This window comes from Lacinutrix sp. C3R15, assembly GCF_018860825.1.
In the GTDB taxonomy this organism is placed as follows: domain Bacteria; phylum Bacteroidota; class Bacteroidia; order Flavobacteriales; family Flavobacteriaceae; genus Oceanihabitans.
In genome coordinates, this window is sequence record NZ_JAHKPZ010000012.1 from 279,791 (window position 1) to 299,566 (window position 19,776).

The 19,776-nt window shown below is 31.6% G+C and carries 19 protein-coding genes; 5 read left to right on the top strand and 14 right to left on the bottom strand.

Annotated elements, in window-relative coordinates:
* Positions 1-92 precede the first annotated feature (92 nt).
* The 4 genes from KO494_RS04190 to KO494_RS04205 form a co-directional block, all read right to left on the bottom strand.
* Complete coding sequence (locus tag KO494_RS04190) at positions 93-2,048, bottom strand: AAA family ATPase (protein ID WP_215966347.1); 1,956 nt, start codon at positions 2,046-2,048, stop codon at positions 93-95.
* Between the two features lie 72 nt (positions 2,049-2,120).
* Positions 2,121-2,561, bottom strand: a complete 441-nt coding sequence (locus KO494_RS04195) for a hypothetical protein (RefSeq protein ID WP_215966348.1) — start codon at positions 2,559-2,561, stop codon at positions 2,121-2,123.
* A gap of 29 nt (positions 2,562-2,590) precedes the next feature.
* Positions 2,591-3,628, bottom strand: coding sequence for a hypothetical protein (locus KO494_RS04200; RefSeq protein WP_215966349.1), 1,038 nt, complete (start codon positions 3,626-3,628; stop codon positions 2,591-2,593).
* 161 nt (positions 3,629-3,789) lie between these two features.
* On the bottom strand, positions 3,790-5,133 hold the full coding sequence (locus tag KO494_RS04205) for a microtubule-binding protein (RefSeq protein ID WP_215966350.1): 1,344 nt from the start codon (positions 5,131-5,133) through the stop codon (positions 3,790-3,792).
* 171 nt (positions 5,134-5,304) lie between these two features.
* On the opposite strand from KO494_RS04205, the gene KO494_RS04210 reads away from it, so the two are divergent.
* Together KO494_RS04210 and KO494_RS04215 are read left to right on the top strand one after the other, a co-directional pair.
* Positions 5,305-6,078 carry an MBL fold metallo-hydrolase gene (locus tag KO494_RS04210; protein ID WP_215966351.1) on the top strand — a complete coding sequence of 258 codons (774 nt, stop codon included), beginning with the start codon at positions 5,305-5,307 and terminating at the stop codon, positions 6,076-6,078.
* A gap of 83 nt (positions 6,079-6,161) precedes the next feature.
* Positions 6,162-6,398 (top strand): hypothetical protein, encoded by a 237-nt coding sequence (locus tag KO494_RS04215; protein WP_215966352.1) that lies wholly within the window; start codon positions 6,162-6,164, stop codon positions 6,396-6,398.
* A 253-nt stretch (positions 6,399-6,651) separates the two neighbouring features.
* On the opposite strand, the gene ettA is transcribed toward KO494_RS04215, so the two are convergent.
* From ettA to KO494_RS04245, 6 genes are all read right to left on the bottom strand, one after another.
* The gene (gene ettA / locus KO494_RS04220) at positions 6,652-8,343 is read right to left on the bottom strand and encodes an energy-dependent translational throttle protein EttA (RefSeq protein WP_215966353.1); all 1,692 of its coding nucleotides are present in this window, start codon (positions 8,341-8,343) and stop codon (positions 6,652-6,654) included.
* Entirely contained in the window at positions 8,343-8,525 is a 183-nt protein-coding gene (locus KO494_RS04225) for a CAL67264 family membrane protein (RefSeq protein ID WP_215966354.1), read from the bottom strand. The genes ettA and KO494_RS04225 overlap by 1 nt, the downstream gene beginning before the upstream one ends.
* 79 nt (positions 8,526-8,604) lie before the next feature.
* Positions 8,605-9,327, bottom strand: coding sequence for a pirin family protein (locus KO494_RS04230; RefSeq protein ID WP_215966355.1), 723 nt, complete (start codon positions 9,325-9,327; stop codon positions 8,605-8,607).
* 23 nt (positions 9,328-9,350) lie between these two features.
* Positions 9,351-9,788, bottom strand: a complete 438-nt coding sequence (locus tag KO494_RS04235) for a MarR family winged helix-turn-helix transcriptional regulator (RefSeq protein WP_215966356.1) — start codon at positions 9,786-9,788, stop codon at positions 9,351-9,353.
* 39 nt (positions 9,789-9,827) lie between these two features.
* Entirely contained in the window at positions 9,828-10,358 is a 531-nt protein-coding gene (locus KO494_RS04240) for an NADPH-dependent FMN reductase (protein ID WP_215966357.1), read from the bottom strand.
* Position 10,359: 1 nt separating this feature from the next.
* Positions 10,360-10,716: a DoxX family protein gene (locus KO494_RS04245; protein ID WP_215966358.1), complete on the bottom strand. Its 357-nt coding sequence runs from the start codon at positions 10,714-10,716 to the stop codon at positions 10,360-10,362.
* Between the two features lie 146 nt (positions 10,717-10,862).
* On the opposite strand from KO494_RS04245, the gene KO494_RS04250 reads away from it, so the two are divergent.
* Complete coding sequence (locus KO494_RS04250; protein ID WP_215966359.1) at positions 10,863-12,491, top strand: acyl-CoA carboxylase subunit beta; 1,629 nt, start codon at positions 10,863-10,865, stop codon at positions 12,489-12,491.
* Positions 12,492-12,556: 65 nt separating this feature from the next.
* Here the strand turns inward: KO494_RS04250 and KO494_RS04255 are convergent, their stop codons facing one another.
* The 4 genes from KO494_RS04255 to KO494_RS04270 form a co-directional block, all read right to left on the bottom strand.
* A complete protein-coding gene (locus KO494_RS04255) occupies positions 12,557-14,767 on the bottom strand; it encodes a VWA domain-containing protein (protein ID WP_215966360.1) in 2,211 nt (736 codons plus the stop codon).
* Between the two features lie 94 nt (positions 14,768-14,861).
* Positions 14,862-15,947 carry an AMP-binding protein gene (locus tag KO494_RS04260; protein ID WP_215966361.1) on the bottom strand — a complete coding sequence of 362 codons (1,086 nt, stop codon included), beginning with the start codon at positions 15,945-15,947 and terminating at the stop codon, positions 14,862-14,864.
* A gap of 12 nt (positions 15,948-15,959) precedes the next feature.
* Positions 15,960-16,925 carry a CPBP family intramembrane glutamic endopeptidase gene (locus KO494_RS04265; RefSeq protein WP_215966362.1) on the bottom strand — a complete coding sequence of 322 codons (966 nt, stop codon included), beginning with the start codon at positions 16,923-16,925 and terminating at the stop codon, positions 15,960-15,962.
* Between the two features lie 2 nt (positions 16,926-16,927).
* On the bottom strand, positions 16,928-17,962 hold the full coding sequence (locus KO494_RS04270; protein ID WP_215966363.1) for an o-succinylbenzoate synthase: 1,035 nt from the start codon (positions 17,960-17,962) through the stop codon (positions 16,928-16,930).
* Positions 17,963-18,049: 87 nt separating this feature from the next.
* On the opposite strand from KO494_RS04270, the gene KO494_RS04275 reads away from it, so the two are divergent.
* Positions 18,050-18,946, top strand: coding sequence for a sterol desaturase family protein (locus KO494_RS04275; protein ID WP_215966364.1), 897 nt, complete (start codon positions 18,050-18,052; stop codon positions 18,944-18,946).
* 37 nt (positions 18,947-18,983) lie between these two features.
* Positions 18,984-19,775, top strand: a complete 792-nt coding sequence (locus KO494_RS04280) for an SDR family oxidoreductase (protein WP_215966365.1) — start codon at positions 18,984-18,986, stop codon at positions 19,773-19,775.
* The last annotated feature ends 1 nt before the right edge of the window (position 19,776 follow it).

Sequence of the window (19,776 nt, forward strand, 5' to 3'; positions counted from 1 at the left end):
GTTTTGTCTTTTTTCTTCTAGTTTCTTTTTGAAAAAATAAGAATTCATTTTTCTCTTAAAATAAAAGGAAAGTAGAATGCTAATAAGTGTGTTTAATTACCAAAAGTTTCTCTAGCCTTTAAATCTATATTCATTTGGTTTACTCTAGCATCTACTTTACGTTTAAAGTCGGTATCTGCAATGGTTGCCACGTTATCTAAATAACGCACTACTTCTTGTCTTCTTATTTCTGAAAAGTCTAAACCTTTCATATTAGCACGCATTAATTCTTGCAGCATATTATACTTGGTATCGTAATCTTTTTTAAAATATATTTCTGGATTTTCAAACCAATCTTCTTCTAAATCAAAATCGGTTAAACGAAGCGAAATGGCACTTTGAATATTACGTACATCACGAGAAGAAAAGAATGGAAATATTTTTTGAATCTCCATATATAAATTAGCATAAAACAAATGATTATTTGTACTAAAGTGCTTTTCTACTTTATCATAGGCTTGTAAAACACGTTCTTCTGTAGGTTTGTTAGCAATATTTAAAATTTCTCCCATATTTTTTGCCAAACCTTGATCTTGCAAATAGCTATAATTTTCTGGACCTTGCATATTAACAAAATCAGGCATGGTAGTATCTAGTTTACGCCACCAAAGGTGATCTTGGTCTAAAAAATCATGTTCTGTTCTTGCTCCATCAATTTTAAAACGCCCTTGCACGCGAGAAATAACTGCTTTATCTAACATTTCTGGAAGGTTGGTAAACAACCCAATAGAACTATTTCCATAATTTACTGCATAAGCGCCTTCTGTATAGCGTAAAAACACACCTATAACTTCTTTTACTCCTGCAGAAACCCCTTGTGTAGTACGTTCTTGTAAATTATTTTCGGCATCATCAATAGGTGCAAATATTAATTTTGTTGGGTCTTGTAAAGGCTTCATCCATTCTACCATTTTTTCGGCAGAACCACCTTGAAAGGTACTAATTAAAGTGTCTGGCATTGGGTGAAACAAAAACGGAATATCTAAATGATCACAATGTTCTTTTAATCGTGTTGCAATGGCAGCAATAAGCATACTTTTTCCGGTTCCAGGAATACCATATCCCATAAAAACAGGCATGAATCCGCCAAGTTCTTGAAATGGGTTTTTCTTTGCTTCAAAATCATAACTCAACATACGCTCTGTTAAACGTCTTGCAAAGTGTTTTGCATCTCTATTACCAACAATTTGTTCAAACTGAATTTTATTAAACGCTTTACTTTTTGCTGTTCCTTGAAAAACATTATCCCAACCAGAAACTGCAAAATCGCTGTTTTCTAATTTATAGGTTCTATCTAAAATAGTTTCAGTATACTCTAAAGTACTTTTACGAAGTTGAATTTCATCAATTAAAGCTTCAAAATAAACTACTGTAAAGTCTATTACATCTTTATCTGATTTTATAATATCTGGATGCGCTAAATACTTATCATAATAAAACAGTTGGCAAGAAATTCCTTTTAAAGGAGAAAGTAAAGATACCTCTGGTATGCCAGCAAACTTCTGTTTCATAACCGATAAATCATCTGAAGCATGAGTTTTTAAATCATATAAAATTTTATAGGCTGTTGCAAACAGAAAATAGGCAGTTGCTGTGTGCATTTTACTTTCGTACTCTCGTTTTCCGCTAGTATCTAAAACCGATTTATTTTCAATTAAAGTAGACAAACCTGAAGCATCATAAAAGCTATCTTTTATCCAAACACCTAAGGTGATACCTTCTTGTACTGCGTATAAAGTTTGATTTAAAAAAATAGGAATTGCTACAGATTCTGGTAACAAACGCTTTTTTAGAGCTAAAATGGTTTTTGAAATTGAGGTAACTTGCACATTGCTTCCGTTATTAGCTCTAGATAGGTATAAAAGTATAGACTCGCCTTTACCATTATCTTCTTTATTCTTTGCTCGTTGGCTTTGCTCCCATTGTACAGATTTTATATAGCTAGTTGCTTCATCACGAAGCATATCTAGTTCATTTTGTTTTATAGGGAAAGTTGAGTTGTGTTCCATTTTTAATCTTCCTTGTTCGGTTAGCAGTATTCCGTTAGCATTTTTAGTAAAAGCAGATAGTTAGTGCATGTTTTAGTTTAATGTAAAATTATACAACTTTGCTGCTTCTTCAATTTCGGTATCTAAATTACCATCAAATTTAAAACTCTGGATCATCCAGGTATCATTTGGTTTATAAAACTGAAATGTAAATCGAATTGGTTGTCTATCATACTTTACCAAATAGCTCTTCAAAATAAAACTATCTGCTAATTTTTTTTCAAGAATTAACTCTTTACCATAATATTTACCTACAAAATCTTCGTTTAATCCTTCTAACTGGCTCTTGAGTTGAATAATAGCGTCTGCCGACTTATTAATCCATTTATTGGGTTTGTATAAATTATCAATTGCAATTGCTGCTCCTTTTTCTTTAAATTCTTTAAAAAACTGTTCTACAACTTCGTTTGGGTCATTTTGGGCTGAAGCTGAAAAGGAAATTAATAGTATGATAATTAGTATGCTTTGTCTCATTTCATTTGTTTTTTTTAGTTTTTTAAATTTTATTTTAATTCTGAAATTTGAATAGGTGCTTTGGCAAGTATATTCATTATTTCTGGTGTTTTATTGTATAGCAATTGAATTATTCTGTGTGGTGCAAATACGAAGCGTTGTTTAAAAACAGCATCCCATTTTTGATACGTTTGTTTGCTAAAAAAACCTCCTTCTTGAAATTCGCTTTCAGACTTTAGCTCATCTATTTTAAAGGAAATGGCATAAGAGTTTAACGGAATGGTTTTACCTGCAATACCTTCTAGAATAGCGTGTGTTACTTTATTTTCATCTTTAGCAAAGACACTATGAATTGGCCCTAAATCTATTCTTTTAATGAATTTAGGATATACTTTTGGTAAACGTTTATCTATACCATAAGCCATGGTGTCTAAATGCATTTCTCTATCTGCAACGGTTTTTAGTGTTGTATATATTTCGTCTTTTTCTTTTTGCGGATTACTACCATCATAATTAAAATACATATAGCATATAAATGGTCTGTTGTGTGACACATCATAAAAGCTCCAGCTTATCATATATTTTGCTGGTGCATTTTCTGGTGCTCCTAAAATTTTACCTTGTACAAAACGGTTGAAAATGTATTCTTTTTTTGCAGAAGTATAATATACTATAGAAGCTGCTTGAAAAAGCTTTCGTTTAGATATTGGTTCTTTTTTATGTAATAAGGTATTTAAAAACTCTTTTTTTAAGGTTTCTACATCTGTAAGTTTACCTAAGTATTCTTCACGCAACTCTAAATCATTAAATAAATAACGAAACTCTAAGTAATTTGGAAAGCCAGAGTCTGTTAGGTCTACTTTCATGTTTTCTTCTTCATCATACATGTATTTTACACGCATGGCCTCAATAGAATACAGTAATAAATCACTGTACTGCTTGAACAAGAGAATTTCTTGCTGGTTTAATATTTGATTTTGTTGCACAGCAACCAAGAGTTCTTTGAGTGCAAAGTCTACCATTTCATGATAGAAAACATATTGCTCTTTGGAGTCTAGTATTGCGGAATCTAAAGGTGTTACTATCATTTTTTTTGCTATTAGCTTATAGCTTTGTCTCTTAGTTTAAGGTTACGCTAATGCTGCGTTAAGGATTGAACGGTTTGTTTGAGCTCCTCGCAGAGAGCGAGTAGTGAAAGCCTGACCCACTGAAGCTTTTTTTAGCGAAAGCGGGTGACGCTATTATAATTTTAACCTAATAAATCATCTTCATTAGCTTCTGGTTTTTGCTTTTCTGTTGGCGAATTATTTTCATCTGCAGAAGCATTAGCATCTGCAGCATAATAGTCTTCAAAAATCTCTTTCATATCAATTCCGTAACGCTCTGCAAAGTTCTTTTGTATGGATTTATCTTTGTTTCTAATTTCTTGTAAAGCCTCTGCATAGCTACCATAAACGCCTTGCATTACTTTTTCATGCACCGGAATATTATCCATCATTTCTTGACGTGCTTTTGCACTTGCGGTATGCATTGCTGCCAGGGTTTCACCAATATGCTCGTCTGTTTTTACACCTAAATGTTCTAAAATAGCAGCAAACTCTTGATCTGTTCTTGCTTTTAAAGCTACTACATAACCATCATAATATTTAAGACGCTCATCGGTATCACTTTTTAATTTGGCACGATGCGTTTGTAAGTTACTACGTAAAGAAGTTAGTACTTTAATGGTTAAATTATGTTTGTGTACAAAACTGTCTTTTGAAGCTGCTAGTGTTGTGTATGCATTTTTAAGTCCTTCTAACTCTTCTACTTTTTGCTCTAAGGTGGTTACTTGAGAAAGCGCGTCTGAATATTCTGTTGATTGTTTATCTGCTACTTCTTCTAAGGCTTGGCGTGCTTGTTTTAATAGCGCGTATTGCGCTTCTAGTTTTTCTTCTACTTCTTTCTTTTTTTGTAGTGCTTTTGTGTGGTTATTACTAGCTTCTACAATGGCAGTTTTAAGGCTTTCTTCTACTTCTTTAATTTCTAGTTCTCTGTCTTTTAAGCGTTTTATTGCCGCTTGACTTTTAAAGGAGAGTTCATTTAATAAGGTTTGCACATCTGCACTTTCAATACGTTGTTGAAACATTGCCTTTGCTTTATTGTCTGAAGCATCGCGTTCTTTCTGTGCTTCTTTGAGTTCTTGTTCTGCATTTTTGATTTTATTTTTTCTTCCCCAAAGGTTATTCCAGAAAGTATCTGGTTTTGCGTTTGCATCTTCTAACTCTACTTTAGCACGTTCTAAACGTTTAATGGCATCATCAATAATTTTTTGTTCGGCTGGATTTAAAGCTGAAAAACCTTCAAACATAATACCAACTTCATCTTGATAATCTGTTAAGTCTTTAATAGCGTCTAATAAAGTAGTTCTATCTTTTTCTGCCATATCTACAACATTATCTAATGTTGCATTTAATATTTTCTGACGACTTTCTGGATCATCTTCTTGTGCCAATTTAGACTTCATTTGGTCTATGGCTTTTCCCCAATTTACATCAACCTTTTCTGTTTTTTCATTGGAACTTGTTTCTAATAAATCAAAATCATCAGACATATTATATTATGTGTTTTAAGTTAAACAATCTATGAGTAAGCAATTTCGCTAAAAATTATCAGTATCAAAAACGAAATCATTTAAAATATAAGTAGTTAAAAATAAAATTTTGTTACATTATATGATAATTCATTAATGATCATTAAATTTAATAATTAAAAAGAAAAACGTATGAAAAATATAGTAACACTTCTGTGTATTGCTCTTTTATCTTTTACCAGTTGTAAAAAAGAAAACAATAAAAGCATAGAATTAACCGCTAAAAAGGAAGTAAAAACAAGGGTTAAAAGCGATTTAAAAATTATTCCGATAGAACACGCTACGATGGTTTTAGAATATGAAAACAATGTTATTTATGTTGATCCTGTTGGAGGAGTAGAAGCGTTTAAAGGACAAAAAAAACCTACCCTTATTTTAATTACAGACATTCATGGCGATCATTTAAATGCCGAAACATTAGAGGCATTAGATTTAAGCCATGCTACTCTTGTAATGCCAAAAGCTGTAGCTGAAAAACTACCAGAATTAAAAACTTTAAAAAATATTATTTTAGATAACGGAAAAACAACAACAGTTAATACTATTGCTATTGAAGCCATACCCATGTACAATTTACGAGAAGAAGCACTAAAATTTCATGCTAAAGGAAGAGGAAATGGATATTTACTAACTTTAGGAAACGAGCGTATTTATATTTCTGGTGACACCGAAGACATACCAGAAATGCGAGCTTTAAAAAATATTGACAAAGCCTTTGTTTGTATGAATTTACCTTATACCATGCCTGTAGAAAGTGCTGCAAGTGCTGTTTTAGATTTTAAGCCAAAACAAGTATATCCTTATCATTTTAGAGGTACCGAAGGCTTAAGTGATGTTGCCTTGTTTAAAACAATTGTTAGCAAACAAAACAAGGATATTGAAGTAATACAACTACAGTGGTATTAATAATTAAAAGACTAGCGTAATACTTTAAATGTTTTTTATATATTTGATTTATAAGAGCTCCAAGACTATATTTTAATATAACTATGATAACCTTACTAACTTCGTGTATTTTTATATTTATAGAGCAATTTAGTATTGTAACTATTTTAATCATTAGTGTTATTTTCTTTTTGGTATTACTAATTGTTGGTGTAAGAAAATCTTACAAGCTACAAGCAGAAAACGAAAGATTAATGAATGCTACTAATGATTTATTAAAAGAAGATAATGAAGAGTACCAAGATTTTACAGATGGACATATCTACAATAAAAACAGCTAAACGATATTAATTATGTTAACCGTTTTTTTTGTTGTTATTTTTTTAGTTTTTGCCGTTTTTTTTAAGAAATCACTGTATGTTAATGAACATGAAGCTGCCATATTAAAAGCGCTTGATCTTTTTGATAAAAACTGTAAGGAAATAGATAAAATTTCTATGATTCCGAATCATAAATTAAGCGAAAGCCACATATACAAAAAATAAAAAAACCTGCTAAATGCAGGTTTTTTTATTTTTTAAATATACCAACTAATTATCTAACTAGCTTTTTATATTTAATTCGTTTTGGCATTAAATCACCACCAAGACGTTTCTTTTTATTTTCTTCATATTCACTAAAGCTACCTTCAAAGAAATATACTTGAGATTCTCCTTCAAAAGCAAGGATATGTGTACAAATTCTATCTAAAAACCATCTATCGTGACTAATAACTACAGCACAACCAGCAAAATTTTCTAAACCTTCTTCTAAGGCACGTAATGTATTTACATCTAAATCATTGGTAGGCTCATCTAAAAGCAATACGTTTCCTTCTTCTTTAAGCGTCATGGCAAGGTGTAAACGGTTACGTTCACCACCAGAAAGTAATTTTACTTTTTTATTTTGCTCACCACCAGAAAAATTAAATCGGCTTAGGTATGCACGAGAATTTACTTCTTTTCCTCCCATCATTACCAATTCTTGCTCATCACTAAAGTTTTGCCAAATTGTTTTTTCTGGATCTATATTAGAATGTTTTTGATCTACGTATGCAATTTTTGCTGTTTCTCCTACTTTAAACTCACCTTTATCTGGCGTTTCTTCTCCCATAATCATACGGAAAATAGTAGTTTTACCAGCACCATTAGGACCAATAACACCAACAATACCAGCTTGTGGTAAGTTAAAGTTTAAATCTTCATACAGTAACTTATCTTCATAGCCTTTGCTTACACCAACTGCTTCAATAACATTGGTACCTAAACGCGGACCATTAGGAATATATATTTCTAATTTTTCGTCAAGTTGTTTTTGATCTTGACTCATTAGTTTATCGTAATTCTTTAAACGCGCTTTCTGTTTTGTTTGGCGTCCTTTTGCTCCTTGACGTACCCAATCTAACTCACGTTCTAATGTTTTTTGACGTTTAGAAGCTGTTTTACTTTCTTGCGCCATACGTTTAGATTTTTGGTCTAACCAAGAAGAGTAGTTTCCTTTCCATGGTATTCCTTCTCCTCTATCTAGTTCTAAAATCCAACCAGCAACATTATCTAAAAAGTATCTATCATGCGTTACCGCAATTACAGTTCCTTTATATTGTGCTAAATGATGCTCTAACCAATGTACAGATTCTGCATCTAAGTGGTTGGTAGGCTCATCTAACAATAACACGTCTGGTTCTTGCAAAAGTAAACGACATAAAGCGACTCTACGGCGTTCACCACCAGAAAGTACACTTATTTTTTTATCGCCATCTGGAGTACGTAAAGCATCCATAGCAATTTCTAGTTTGGTATCTAATTCCCATGCATTAGCAGCATCAATTTTATCCTGAAGCTCTGCTTGGCGGTTCATTAGCTTTTCCATTTTATCGGCATCGCTATATACTTCCTCTAACCCAAACTGGTCATTAATACTATTATATTCATCAAGAATAGCAACCGTTTCTGCAGCACCTTCTTTAACAATCTCTAAAACGGTTTTATCTTCGTCTAACTGTGGTTCTTGTTCTAAATACCCAACGGTATATCCTGGAGAAAAAACAACATCTCCTTGATAGTTTTTATCTACTCCTGCAATAATTTTAAGCAAGGTAGATTTACCAGAACCATTAAGACCCAGTATTCCTATTTTAGCTCCATAGAAGAAACTTAAATATATATTTTTTAATACTGGTGTTTGTGCACTTTGAAATGTCTTGGTTAAACCAGACATTGAAAAAATTACTTTTTTATCGTCGCTCATTATACTCTTCCTTTTAATGCGTTAAAAACCCAAGCAATTGCAAAAAAACCAACACCTACAGCAGCAAATCCCCAACCTGCAACATCATCATACCTAAATGCACCTAAAGCAATTAATGCTAAACCTACAAAAATCATAATCCATGTTGCCCAAGCTAATACTGTATTTTTATTCATTGCCATTATCTATTTCAATTTTTTAGTTAGTAAATACAAATATCGCCTTTTTGTATAAAAAAAGCATCCTAAAAGGATGCAAAATTTATAACATTGGAACTTCTATAAAAAGTATTTCTGAATCTTCTATAGCTTTTATTTCAAAACTATCTGTTTCTGAGACACCAATAGCATCTCTAGCTTGTACAATTTCACTATTTACTTCAAGTTCTCCATGAATATTCATTATATAAACACCATGATTTTTACTTTTTAAAGTATACGTGAAGTTATTACCTTTTGTTAAACGTATTCTTGAAATTAAGGTGTCTTGATGAATTTTTAGGGTTCCTTCTATTGCTTCATCTATAGAAGACACTAAAATTTGTAGCTTATTATTTCTATCATTTAGATTAAAAAGTTTTTGATCATATCTTGGTGAAACATTCTGTTTGTTTGGTATAATCCATATTTGAAACAAACTTAAATACGCATCAACCGAGCCATTAATTTCAGAATGTTGTACTCCTGTTCCTGCAGACATAACTTGTACTTCTCCTGGCACTACTTGTTGCCATGCTTCATGCACAATATTATCTCTGTGTTTAAGCACTCCTTTAAGCGGAATGGTAATGATCTCCATATTATCATGAGGATGTGTACCAAAACCCATTTTAGGAGCAATAATATCATCATTTAAAACACGTAAAGCACCAAAATGCATTTTATCTTTATCATAAAAATTAGCAAAACTAAAGGAATGGTTTGCTTGTAACCATCCATGATTTGCAAAACCTCTACTCGCTGCTTTATGTATTATTGTTTTCATTTTAATCTTAATTTTAATTGTTTTTATCTCATTTTATCTAATAAGTCGCTTAATTGAGAAGCTTCTGCTTCGGTAAGGTTTTTAAGTAAATCTTTTCGTTCTGCTTTAGCTATATCTTCTAATAAATGTAATCCTTTAGTAGTGATTTTTATATGCACAACTCGTCTGTCACTAGGGCAAGGAATACGTTCTATTAACTCTTTAGCACAAAGTTTATCCATTAAACGCGTTGCATTAGGAGACCTTTCTACCATTCGTTCTTTAATGGTTTGTACCTTTAATGCTTGGCCTGCTCCCTTTAATATTCGTAATATATTATATTGTTGAGATGATATTTTAAAAGGTTTAAAAAAAGCATTTTGATAACTATTAATCCAGTTTGCTGTATATATAATATTAAGCATTGCTTTTACCTTATAATTTGGAAATGTGGAATTAATATCTTTTGAAAAATCTCCCATGTTTTATCTTATTTTTATTGAATACAGAAGCTATGCCTTTTATAACTTATTTTGAAATTCCTCTACTTTGTGTAATAATTGCGTATTTAATTCTTCATTAGTAATCTTACCTTCAGAAAAATTTTCATTAAATGAAGGCAAAGAAAAACTAGCAACAATATTTCCTCCCATATACGGAAAACGCCCTTTAGCGATTTCTAAAACAGTTGCTCCTCCTCTAGCTCCTGGTGAAGTAGCCATTAGTAACATTGGTTTTTCACTCCATAATTTACCATCTATTCTAGACATCCAATCAAAAATATTTTTAAAAACCGTTGCATAAGCTCCATTGTGTTCTCCTAAAGAAAGCACCACACCATCTGAAGATTTAATTTTCTCTAAAAACACTTTTGCGTTTTCAGGAATACCATGCTCTATTTCATGATCTATACCATACATTGGTAATGTAAAATCGTTTAAATCTAAAACATCTACTTTTGTTTCTTTTACTTGCATAGCTGCATAAACCGCTAACTGTTTATTGATAGATTGTTTACTATTGCTACCTGCAAATGCTATAATATTTTTCATATTAGTTTTGTGTTTTTTTGTTAAAAATATAGGATACTATTAATAAAATTAAAGCTATTAACGCTGTCATTTGTCCACCATCACCTATCATATAATGTGCAAAAAATGCTAATATAAAGGCAAAGAAAAATCCTGCATAAGCCCACTCTTTAATAACCGTAAACTTTGGGTTCCAAATGGCAAATAATCCTAAAAGTTTTGCTACTGCATAAGGATAAATAATATAGCTTGGATACCCAAAATTGGTAAACATTTGAGCTACATCATCATGTTTAAAAAAATACATGCTAACAGAAAAAAACATAATTAATGTTAGTAAACCTGTTGCTACATAGAAAATAATTTTATTCTTTTTCATAATTTATACTTGTTTATATAGTACAAATGTATAATAAAATAATTTATTTACCTAGGAAACTATTTCCGTGTAATATTATTTAACAAAACATTCACTTTTTAAACATGATTTGGTTTTGTAAATTCGTAACAAATTAAGCAACTAATATGGACATTAACTTCAATAAAAACGAAGATTACAACAAACTTCTTGTATCTGATTTAACTAAACGTTTAGCAAAAGTTAAACTTGGTGGGGGACAAAAACGCATAGATAAGCATCATGCAAAAGGCAAAATGACTGCTAGAGAACGTGTAGACTATCTATTAGACTCTAAAGCAAAAGCAATAGAAATAGGTGCTTTTGCAGGAGAAGACATGTATGCAGAGCATGGAGGATGCCCATCTGGAGGAGTTATTGTTAAAATAGGATACATACAAGGAAAACAATGTATTGTTGTAGCCAATGATGCTACTGTAAAAGCTGGAGCTTGGTTTCCTATAACAGGAAAAAAGAATTTACGAGCTCAAGAAATTGCTATAGAAAACAAACTACCAATTATTTACTTGGTGGATTCTGCTGGTGTATACTTACCAATGCAAGATGAAATTTTTCCGGATAAAGAGCACTTTGGTCGTATTTTTAGAAACAATGCCGTAATGAGTAGTATGGGTATTACCCAAATATCTGCTGTTATGGGAAGCTGTGTTGCTGGAGGAGCCTATTTACCAATTATGAGTGATGAAGCTTTAATAGTAGATAAAACAGGAAGTATTTTTCTTGCTGGAAGCTATTTGGTAAAAGCTGCTATTGGAGAAACTATTGACAACGAAACCCTAGGTGGAGCAACAACACATTGTGAAATTTCTGGTGTTACCGACTATAAAGCTAAAGATGATAAAGACGCTTTAGATACTATAAAAAGATTAATAGATAAGATTGGTGATTATGATAAAGCGGGTTTTAATAGAACAAAAGCTTTAAAACCTAAAGAAAACCAAGAAGATATTTTCGGAATACTACCAAAGAGTCGTGCAGATCAATATGATATGTACGAAATTATTAAACGCTTGGTAGATAATAGTGCATATGACGAATATAAAGCGGGTTACGGAAAAACAATAATTACAGCATATGCCAGAATTGATGGTTGGGCTGTTGGTATTGTTGCCAATCAGCGTAAATTAGTAAAAACCAAAAAAGGTGAAATGCAGTTTGGTGGTGTAATTTATAATGATAGTGCAGACAAAGCTACTCGATTTATTGCTAATTGCAACCAAAAGAAAATACCGTTAGTATTTTTACAAGATGTTACTGGTTTTATGGTTGGTAGTAAAAGTGAGCATGGCGGAATTATTAAAGATGGTGCTAAAATGGTTAATGCTGTAAGCAACTCTGTGGTGCCTAAATTTACTATTGTTATAGGAAACAGTTATGGAGCAGGAAATTACGCCATGTGCGGAAAAGCTTACGACCCAAGACTTATTGCTGCCTGGCCTAGTGCAGAACTTGCTGTAATGAGCGGTAACTCTGCTGCTAAAGTATTATTACAAATTGAAAAAGCTTCTCTTTTAAAGAAAGGAGAAGAAATCACTCCAGAAAAAGAAGCAGAACTGTTTAATAAAATAAAGGATAGATATGACAATCAAGTTTCTCCTTATTATGCCGCTGCAAGAATATGGACAGACGCTGTTATAAACCCATTAGACACCAGAACTTGGATTAGCATGGGAATTGAAGCTGCAGACCACGCTCCTATTGAAAAGAAATTTAATCTTGGTGTTTTACAAGTGTAATAACATTACTTTTAAATATAAAAAAAGGCATTTGAGTATATCAAATGCCTTTTTTGTTTTTGCAATTATATATTTTGGTAAGAAGTAACTAATCGTATAAATTCTGCTCTATACCCAAACTTATCTTTTCCTCTTCCGCTTTCAGCTAAAGAAATAACATCTTCTATTTTTGAATTATTATGATATTGCGAATATCTTAATTGCATACCAAATAAAGCTACAGAAGCAGCAAACTGCATGTCTTGAGATGCTTCAACAACCTTATCTTTTTGAATATGCACCATTTCTATACTCTTTTCACCTTCTGGTTTTTTGTATCTAAACTTAACCGTTAATAATTCGTCTTGAAAATTAGTAGACACCTCTTTTTTAGTATATTTTAAATCTGTAACATCTTTTAAATAAGCACTTTTAACTCCTACAGGAATTACTTCATACAAAGCAGTAACAGTATGTCCGCTACCTAATTCGCCTGCATCTTTTGAATCATCTATAAAATCTTCATCTGCTAACAATCTGTTTTCATAACCAATTAATCTATATGCTTGCACTTTGTTAGGATTAAATTCTACTTGAATTTTTACATCTTTTGCTATAGTATACAATGTACCTCCAAACTCTTTTCCAAATACTTTTTGAGCTTCTTGCATGGTATCTATAAATGCATGATTTCCGTTTCCTTTATCTGCTAATGTTTCTAATTTAGAGTCTTTGTAGTTGCCATAACCAAATCCCAAAACAGATAAAAACACTCCTGATTTACGCTTTTCTTCAATTAAAGTCTGCATATCTTTATCACTAGAAGCACCAACATTAAAATCTCCATCTGTTGCTAAAATCACTCTATTATTGCCATTTTTCTTAAAGTTTTTTTGAGCTAAAGCATAGGCTAATTCAATTCCTTCACCTCCAGCAGTAGCACCTCCAGATTGTAATTTATTTAACGCAGTTAAAATTTTCTCTTTATCTTTTCCTGAAGTTGGTTCTAGTACCACTCCTGCTGCTCCAGCATAAACAACAATAGATACTCTATCTTGCTCACGTAACTGATTTACTAGTAATTTAAAAGCCGATTTTAATAAAGGTAATTTGTTTTGTGCACGCATAGAACCAGAAACATCTATTAAAAAAGTTAGATTACTTGGTGGTAATTCTTCGTTTTTATGCATTTTTCCTTGCAATCCTATTTTTACTAACCTGGTATCTTTATTCCAAGGAGTTACTACGAATTCTGTGTGTATAGCAAAAGGATGTTGTGCTGTTGGCTCTGGATAATTATAATCAAAGTAGTTTACCATCTCTTCAATTTTAACAGCATCAGCAGGAATATGTTGCGCCTTATTAATCATTCTACGTACATTGCTATACGATGCCTTATCTACATCTATTGAAAAAGTAGATAAAGGAGAAGATACCGTAGTTTCAAAATTATTTTCTACAATTTCTTCATAGCTCTCATGGGTTTTAGCAATATCTTGAGGTTGTTTTTTTATAGATTTTTTAATTGCTTGTTTAATGGGTTTTGGTAAAGTATAATTTCCTTTTTTAGTTTGTATAATTAAAACACCATTAGCGCCTTGAACTCCATATAAACTTGTTGCTTCAGAACCTTTAATAACCGAAATGGTTTTTATATCCTCTTTATTTAAATCTGCTAATCCAGAAGTTTTGTTTTCTTTGTTGCTTTTAGGCTTAGAATTATCTAAAACCACACCATCAATAATTACCAAAGGTTCATGATTTTTTGAAATAGAAGTATTCCCTCTAATTACTATTCTTGTAGAACATCCTGGGTTATTAAATTTATTTTCAACCCGAAAAGGTTTGGCATTAGATAGCCTTTTTACTTTTTGTTTGTGTCTTGATGCATTAACAGAAACACCACTAACTTTACCAGACAATGAGTTTACAATGTTTTGAGAAGTATGACCTAGAGTCTTTTCTTCTCTTTTTATCCCTATTGCAGTAACTACTACTTCATCTAAGCTAGTATTTGGTTGTAGAGATACATGTATAGTATTTGAAGCTCCAACCGTTTTTTCTGTAGGTACATAGCCAACATAGGTATAAACTAAAATATCACCAATATTTGCTTTAATGGTATATTTTCCCTCAAAATCTGTAGAAGTTCCGTTTGTAGTTCCTTGTACTAAGACAGTTGCTGTAGGAAGAGGTAAGCCATTTACATCACTTACAATTCCTGTTATTGTTTTTTCTTGCGCATGTATTTGCATTGCTAAACACAACACAAAAAATAATTGTAGTACTTTTTTCATAAGGTTTGGTTTTAAAGTTTACATAAACTTATACCAAACCTATAGCATACAAAACAGCAAATGCGTGAAGTATGCTTTTGAGCGAGTGAAGCTTCTATTTTAACTTTTTTAGTGTTTGCTGACGAAGCATTTTACCATTTTCACTTTCTATAAATTTTTCTACGGAATAGATTTTTTTTGGGATTTCAAATTTTTCTAATTCAGAAAAAACAGAAGGATCTACTGTATTTGTTTTGCTTTCTACTATTAAAACGATGCATTCTCCTAACTTTTCATCGGCTTCTTTAGTTATAAAAAAACGATTTGCAATCTTGGTTTGTAGCTTTGCCTCTAACTGTTCTGGAAAAAATTTAATACCACCAGAATTAATTACATTATCCACACGTCCTAACCATTCAAAAGAGTTTTTAGAATGCATTTTAACCACATCATTTGTTATAATTTTAGTTTTAGAAATTTTTGGTGCATCTATAACCAAACAGTTTCTTTCGTCTTGTGAAATTGTGATGTTTGGTAGTATTTTAAACAAAGCATCTGTAGCCGTTTTTGTTTCTTCTTTTTGTAGAGACCAATTATTTAATTTCTTTACGGCAATATGTGTTATGGTTTCTGTCATGCCATAAGTTTCAAACACATTGGTTTTAACATCTTGAATAGCATCTTTTAATTTGGTAGAAACAGAAGAGCCACCAACAATAATAGTTTTAATATTATTGCAATACGTTGTTATTTTTTCTAATTGTAAAGGTACCATGGCACAAAAATCATACTTTCTTTCATAATCAAAAATAGGTTGACTTGTTGGCTCTACTAAATCTATTTCTAGACCTAAAATCATAGCTCTTACCAACATCATTTTACCAGCAATATATTTACAAGGCAAACAATGTAATGCGGAATCTCCTGGTTTTAAATTAAAAAAATCTCCAGTAGCAATAGCTGAATGTACCATTGCTTGTTTTTTTAATTTAATGGTTTTAGGTTTTCCTGTAGAACCTGAAGTTTCTGCTAAAATATGATCTTTACCATCTAACCAATCAATTAAAAAATCACCTATAATTTTTTCATAAGGCAATCCTTCTTTTACTAAACTATAACCTACTTCTTTTAGTTCTTCAAAACAGTAAGTATTATCATTAAGTTTAAAACGGTTGTGTATTTTATCATATTTAGGAGCCATAGTATAATGTATTTATTCTATAATTTTATAATCTTCTTTAATAGGTTCAATTACTTTTCCGAAAAGTTTTTCATTCCAATTAGTCCATTTATATTTTTTAGCTAAAACATAAAGAATAATAGGAAAAACAACAAAAACAGGCATAAAAACATCAATAAATCCTGCTGAAGTAGGTTCTGAAATATCTTTAAAAAGAGAATCTGTTTGAAAAGCTGTCCAATCTGCAGTTACTAACAAGGCTGTAAACAAATTGTTAGCTGCATGAAAACCTAATGCTAATTCTAAACCATCGTCCATAAGTGTTATAATTCCTAAAAAGAAACCTGTACCAATATAATACACCATAATAACGTAGCCTAACTGTTCTACTTCTGGGTTTGCTAAATGCATTAAACCAAAAACTACTGAAGTAAAAACTAAAGGAAACCATCTTGTTTTAGTTATAACACCTAAACCTTGCATTAAATACCCTCTAAAAAGATATTCTTCCATACTGGTTTGTAATGGTATTAATATAATGGCTATTACTGCAAGTGTTAAAAACGGAATTAAATCAAAATTCCATACATAGCCTTCAGGTTCCATAAAATAATCAATAAGTACAAATGTAGAAGATAGGGTTCCCCAAAGTATAAAAACAAACCAAAACCTACTCCAATCTATCTTTTCTCTTGCTGTAGTTAATTTTGTAATAGACTGCTGGTGTATCACTTTAGCATTAAAGAACACTCCTAATAAACCGACTGCAAAAGATAAAAGCATTAAAAACAAAAACAGGTTGTTACCTAAAACGTCTGCCATTTCTGTAATATCTGTAGGAATTTCATTGTTTTGAATTCCTTCTAAACCTATAGAATAAAGAATACCTCCTATTAAAGGGAGAGAACCTATTAATTGCCAAATAATAAAAATAATGACGAATCCTACTAAATACCTCCACCACTCGTGTAATGATTTAAATGCTTGTTCTATATACATGTTTAAAAATTAGTTTTCCAATTTGTTTTGTTATGGTACTGTAAAGCACCTTTTGTTACTTGTAACGGACTCTCAAAATTATTAGTAAATAAACTTCCTGTACCAAGTCCTTGTGGTAGTTTATTTTGTAAAGTATATGTAAATTGTGCAATTGCATTTAAACCTACATTACTCTCTAAAGCACTTGTAATCCACCAACCAATATTTTGTTTTTGAGCTATATCTATCCAATTTTGGCTACCTGCAAATCCACCAACCAAACTAGGTTTTAAAATAATGTATTGCGGTTGTATTGTTTGTAGTAACTCTTCCTTTTTTGTTACATTAAAAACACCAATTAATTCTTCGTCTAAGGCAATTGGTAGAGGTGTTACTTTACAAAGCCTTGCCATTTCTTGAATTTGACCTTGTTTTATAGGCTGCTCAATAGAATGTAAATCTAAATCAGAGAGTACTTTTAATTTCTCTAAAGCTTCATTTGGTTTAAAAGCACCATTAGCATCTACCCTTAATTCTATATCCTTACTCGTAAACTCTTTTCTTATAGATTTTAACAAATTGATTTCTGTAGTAAAATCTATTGCGCCAATTTTCATTTTAATACAACTAAAACCTGCTTGAATTTTATCTTTTATTTGTTGTTTCATAAAAGCTTCGGTTCCCATCCAAATTAATCCGTTAATAGGAATATTTGCCTTTGCTTCGGTAAATTGAGAAGGAAAAAGAATAAAAGGGTTTTCACTATGCAAAGAAATAAAAGCTTGTTCTAATCCAAATTGAATACTAGGAAACGCTTTAAGTTCTTCTAATAAAACATTTAATCCTAAATGAATATTATTACAAGTCCATTGTAGTTTTTGTTGGTAATTAGGCAGGTCATCTGCACTTAAGCCTCTAAAAAGACCGCATTCTCCTATTCCTTTTTTTCCTCCTTGCTCTAAGATTAAAAACCAAGTTTCTTTGGTTTTTAATATGCCTCTAGAAGTTCCGCTAGCTTGCTTAAAATTTAAAATGTATTGTTTGTAGGTTGCTGTCATAGTTAGCCTCAAAAATAGACAATAATTTTTGTATTTTGCATACATAACAACTAGGTTTTAACTAGTATTGACGTATTTACTAAAAAAATGAACCAATTTCCAGACATCATTCTTTATGCTATTCCGTTTTTTATAGCTTCTATGCTACTAGAACTTTATATTACTGCTAAAGAACATGCAAAAACCTATGAAAGTAAAGATACTTTCTCTTCTATTGCCATGGGTTTAGGTAATGTGGTTCTAGGGTATTTTAGTAAAGCTTTGGTTTTATTAAGCTTTTTTTACGTCTATGAAAACTTTAGACTTTTTACCATTCCTGTGGTATGGTGGAGTTTTATACTTATCTTTTTTGCAGACGATTTTGCGTATTACTGGTTTCATAGAATTTCACATACATGCAGACTGTTTTGGGCTTCGCATGTGGTGCATCATTCTTCACAGCATTATAATTTAAGTACTGCGTTGCGCCAAACTTGGTCTGGCGGATTTTATACCTTTATTTTTTGGTTGTGGTTACCGCTTTTAGGTTTTCACCCAGGAATGATCATACTACAAATGTCTATTAGTTTATTGTACCAATATTGGATACATACCGAAACAATTAACAAAATGCCTTCTTGGTTTGAAGCGGTTATGAATACACCTTCGCATCACAGAGTACATCACGGAAGCAACCCTATTTACCTAGACAGAAATCACGCTGGAATTTTAATTATTTGGGATAAACTTTTCGGTACTTTTCAACCAGAACTAAAAGAAGAAAAAGTGGTATATGGTTTGGTTACCAATATAGACACCTACAATCCTGTAAAAATTGCTTTTATAGAATGGATTAACATGTTTAAAGATGCCTTTTCTGGAAAAAAATCTTTAAAAAATAGGTTACTATATTTGATAAAGCCTCCTGGATGGAAACATGATGGTACAGGAAAATTAAGTGATGATTTACGTGAAGAATGGCTAAACTCAAGAGGTAGTGAGTAACTATAATACTGGGTTTTCGTGCTAAAAAATATATAAAATGAATTTTAAAAACAAAGTAGTTTGGATTACTGGAGCTTCTAGTGGTATTGGTAAAAGCCTAGCTATTACACTATCTAAAGAAAATTGCAAATTGATACTTTCTTCTAGAAGAAAAGAAGCATTAATGGCAGTAAAAGCCTTGTGTAACACACCAGAAAACGTGGTTGTTTTACCTTTAGATTTAGCAGAAACAGATTCGCTTGCAGGAATAACAGAAATTGCCATTTCTTGTTTTGGAAAAATAGATTTACTGATAAATAATGGAGGTATTAGTCAACGCTCGCCAATCATAGATACTACTATTGCTGTAGATAGAAAATTAATGGAAGTAGATTACTTAGGTACTGTAGCACTAAGCAAAGCGCTTTTACCTCATTTTGTAGCTAATAAATCTGGCCATTATGTAGTGGTTTCTAGCTTAATGGGAAAATTTAGTTCTCCTTTTCGTTCTGCTTACTGTGGTGCAAAACATGCCTTACATGGTTTTTTTGATGCGTTACGATTAGAACACGATAAAGACAATATTAAAGTAACCATGATTTGTCCTGGATTTGTAAATACAGATGTTGCTAGAAATGCTTTAACAGCAGATGGAAGTAAACAAACCCATCAAGATGAAATGACTGAAAAAGGTTTAAACGTAGAGGTATTTACTAAAAAAATGCTTCAAGCCATTAAAAAAGAAAAATTTGAAGCATATATTGGTAAAAAGGAAAGATTTGGTATTTATTTAAAACGAATCTCTCCTAGATTATTACATAAACTTGTTTTACGAAGTAAAGTACGATAGA

What these genes read in the sequence shown, in the direction of transcription:
- KO494_RS04190 (WP_215966347.1), bottom strand. Translation starts at nt 2,048, where the DNA reads ATGGAACACAACTCAACTTTCCCTATAAAACAAAATGAACTAGATATG.
- KO494_RS04195 (WP_215966348.1), bottom strand. Translation starts at nt 2,561, where the DNA reads ATGAGACAAAGCATACTAATTATCATACTATTAATTTCCTTTTCAGCT.
- KO494_RS04200 (WP_215966349.1), bottom strand. Translation starts at nt 3,628, where the DNA reads ATGATAGTAACACCTTTAGATTCCGCAATACTAGACTCCAAAGAGCAA.
- KO494_RS04205 (WP_215966350.1), bottom strand. Translation starts at nt 5,133, where the DNA reads ATGTCTGATGATTTTGATTTATTAGAAACAAGTTCCAATGAAAAAACA.
- KO494_RS04210 (WP_215966351.1), top strand. Translation starts at nt 5,305, where the DNA reads ATGAAAAATATAGTAACACTTCTGTGTATTGCTCTTTTATCTTTTACC.
- KO494_RS04215 (WP_215966352.1), top strand. Translation starts at nt 6,162, where the DNA reads ATGATAACCTTACTAACTTCGTGTATTTTTATATTTATAGAGCAATTT.
- ettA (WP_215966353.1), bottom strand. Translation starts at nt 8,343, where the DNA reads ATGAGCGACGATAAAAAAGTAATTTTTTCAATGTCTGGTTTAACCAAG.
- KO494_RS04225 (WP_215966354.1), bottom strand. Translation starts at nt 8,525, where the DNA reads ATGGCAATGAATAAAAATACAGTATTAGCTTGGGCAACATGGATTATG.
- KO494_RS04230 (WP_215966355.1), bottom strand. Translation starts at nt 9,327, where the DNA reads ATGAAAACAATAATACATAAAGCAGCGAGTAGAGGTTTTGCAAATCAT.
- KO494_RS04235 (WP_215966356.1), bottom strand. Translation starts at nt 9,788, where the DNA reads ATGGGAGATTTTTCAAAAGATATTAATTCCACATTTCCAAATTATAAG.
- KO494_RS04240 (WP_215966357.1), bottom strand. Translation starts at nt 10,358, where the DNA reads ATGAAAAATATTATAGCATTTGCAGGTAGCAATAGTAAACAATCTATC.
- KO494_RS04245 (WP_215966358.1), bottom strand. Translation starts at nt 10,716, where the DNA reads ATGAAAAAGAATAAAATTATTTTCTATGTAGCAACAGGTTTACTAACA.
- KO494_RS04250 (WP_215966359.1), top strand. Translation starts at nt 10,863, where the DNA reads ATGGACATTAACTTCAATAAAAACGAAGATTACAACAAACTTCTTGTA.
- KO494_RS04255 (WP_215966360.1), bottom strand. Translation starts at nt 14,767, where the DNA reads ATGAAAAAAGTACTACAATTATTTTTTGTGTTGTGTTTAGCAATGCAA.
- KO494_RS04260 (WP_215966361.1), bottom strand. Translation starts at nt 15,947, where the DNA reads ATGGCTCCTAAATATGATAAAATACACAACCGTTTTAAACTTAATGAT.
- KO494_RS04265 (WP_215966362.1), bottom strand. Translation starts at nt 16,925, where the DNA reads ATGTATATAGAACAAGCATTTAAATCATTACACGAGTGGTGGAGGTAT.
- KO494_RS04270 (WP_215966363.1), bottom strand. Translation starts at nt 17,962, where the DNA reads ATGACAGCAACCTACAAACAATACATTTTAAATTTTAAGCAAGCTAGC.
- KO494_RS04275 (WP_215966364.1), top strand. Translation starts at nt 18,050, where the DNA reads ATGAACCAATTTCCAGACATCATTCTTTATGCTATTCCGTTTTTTATA.
- KO494_RS04280 (WP_215966365.1), top strand. Translation starts at nt 18,984, where the DNA reads ATGAATTTTAAAAACAAAGTAGTTTGGATTACTGGAGCTTCTAGTGGT.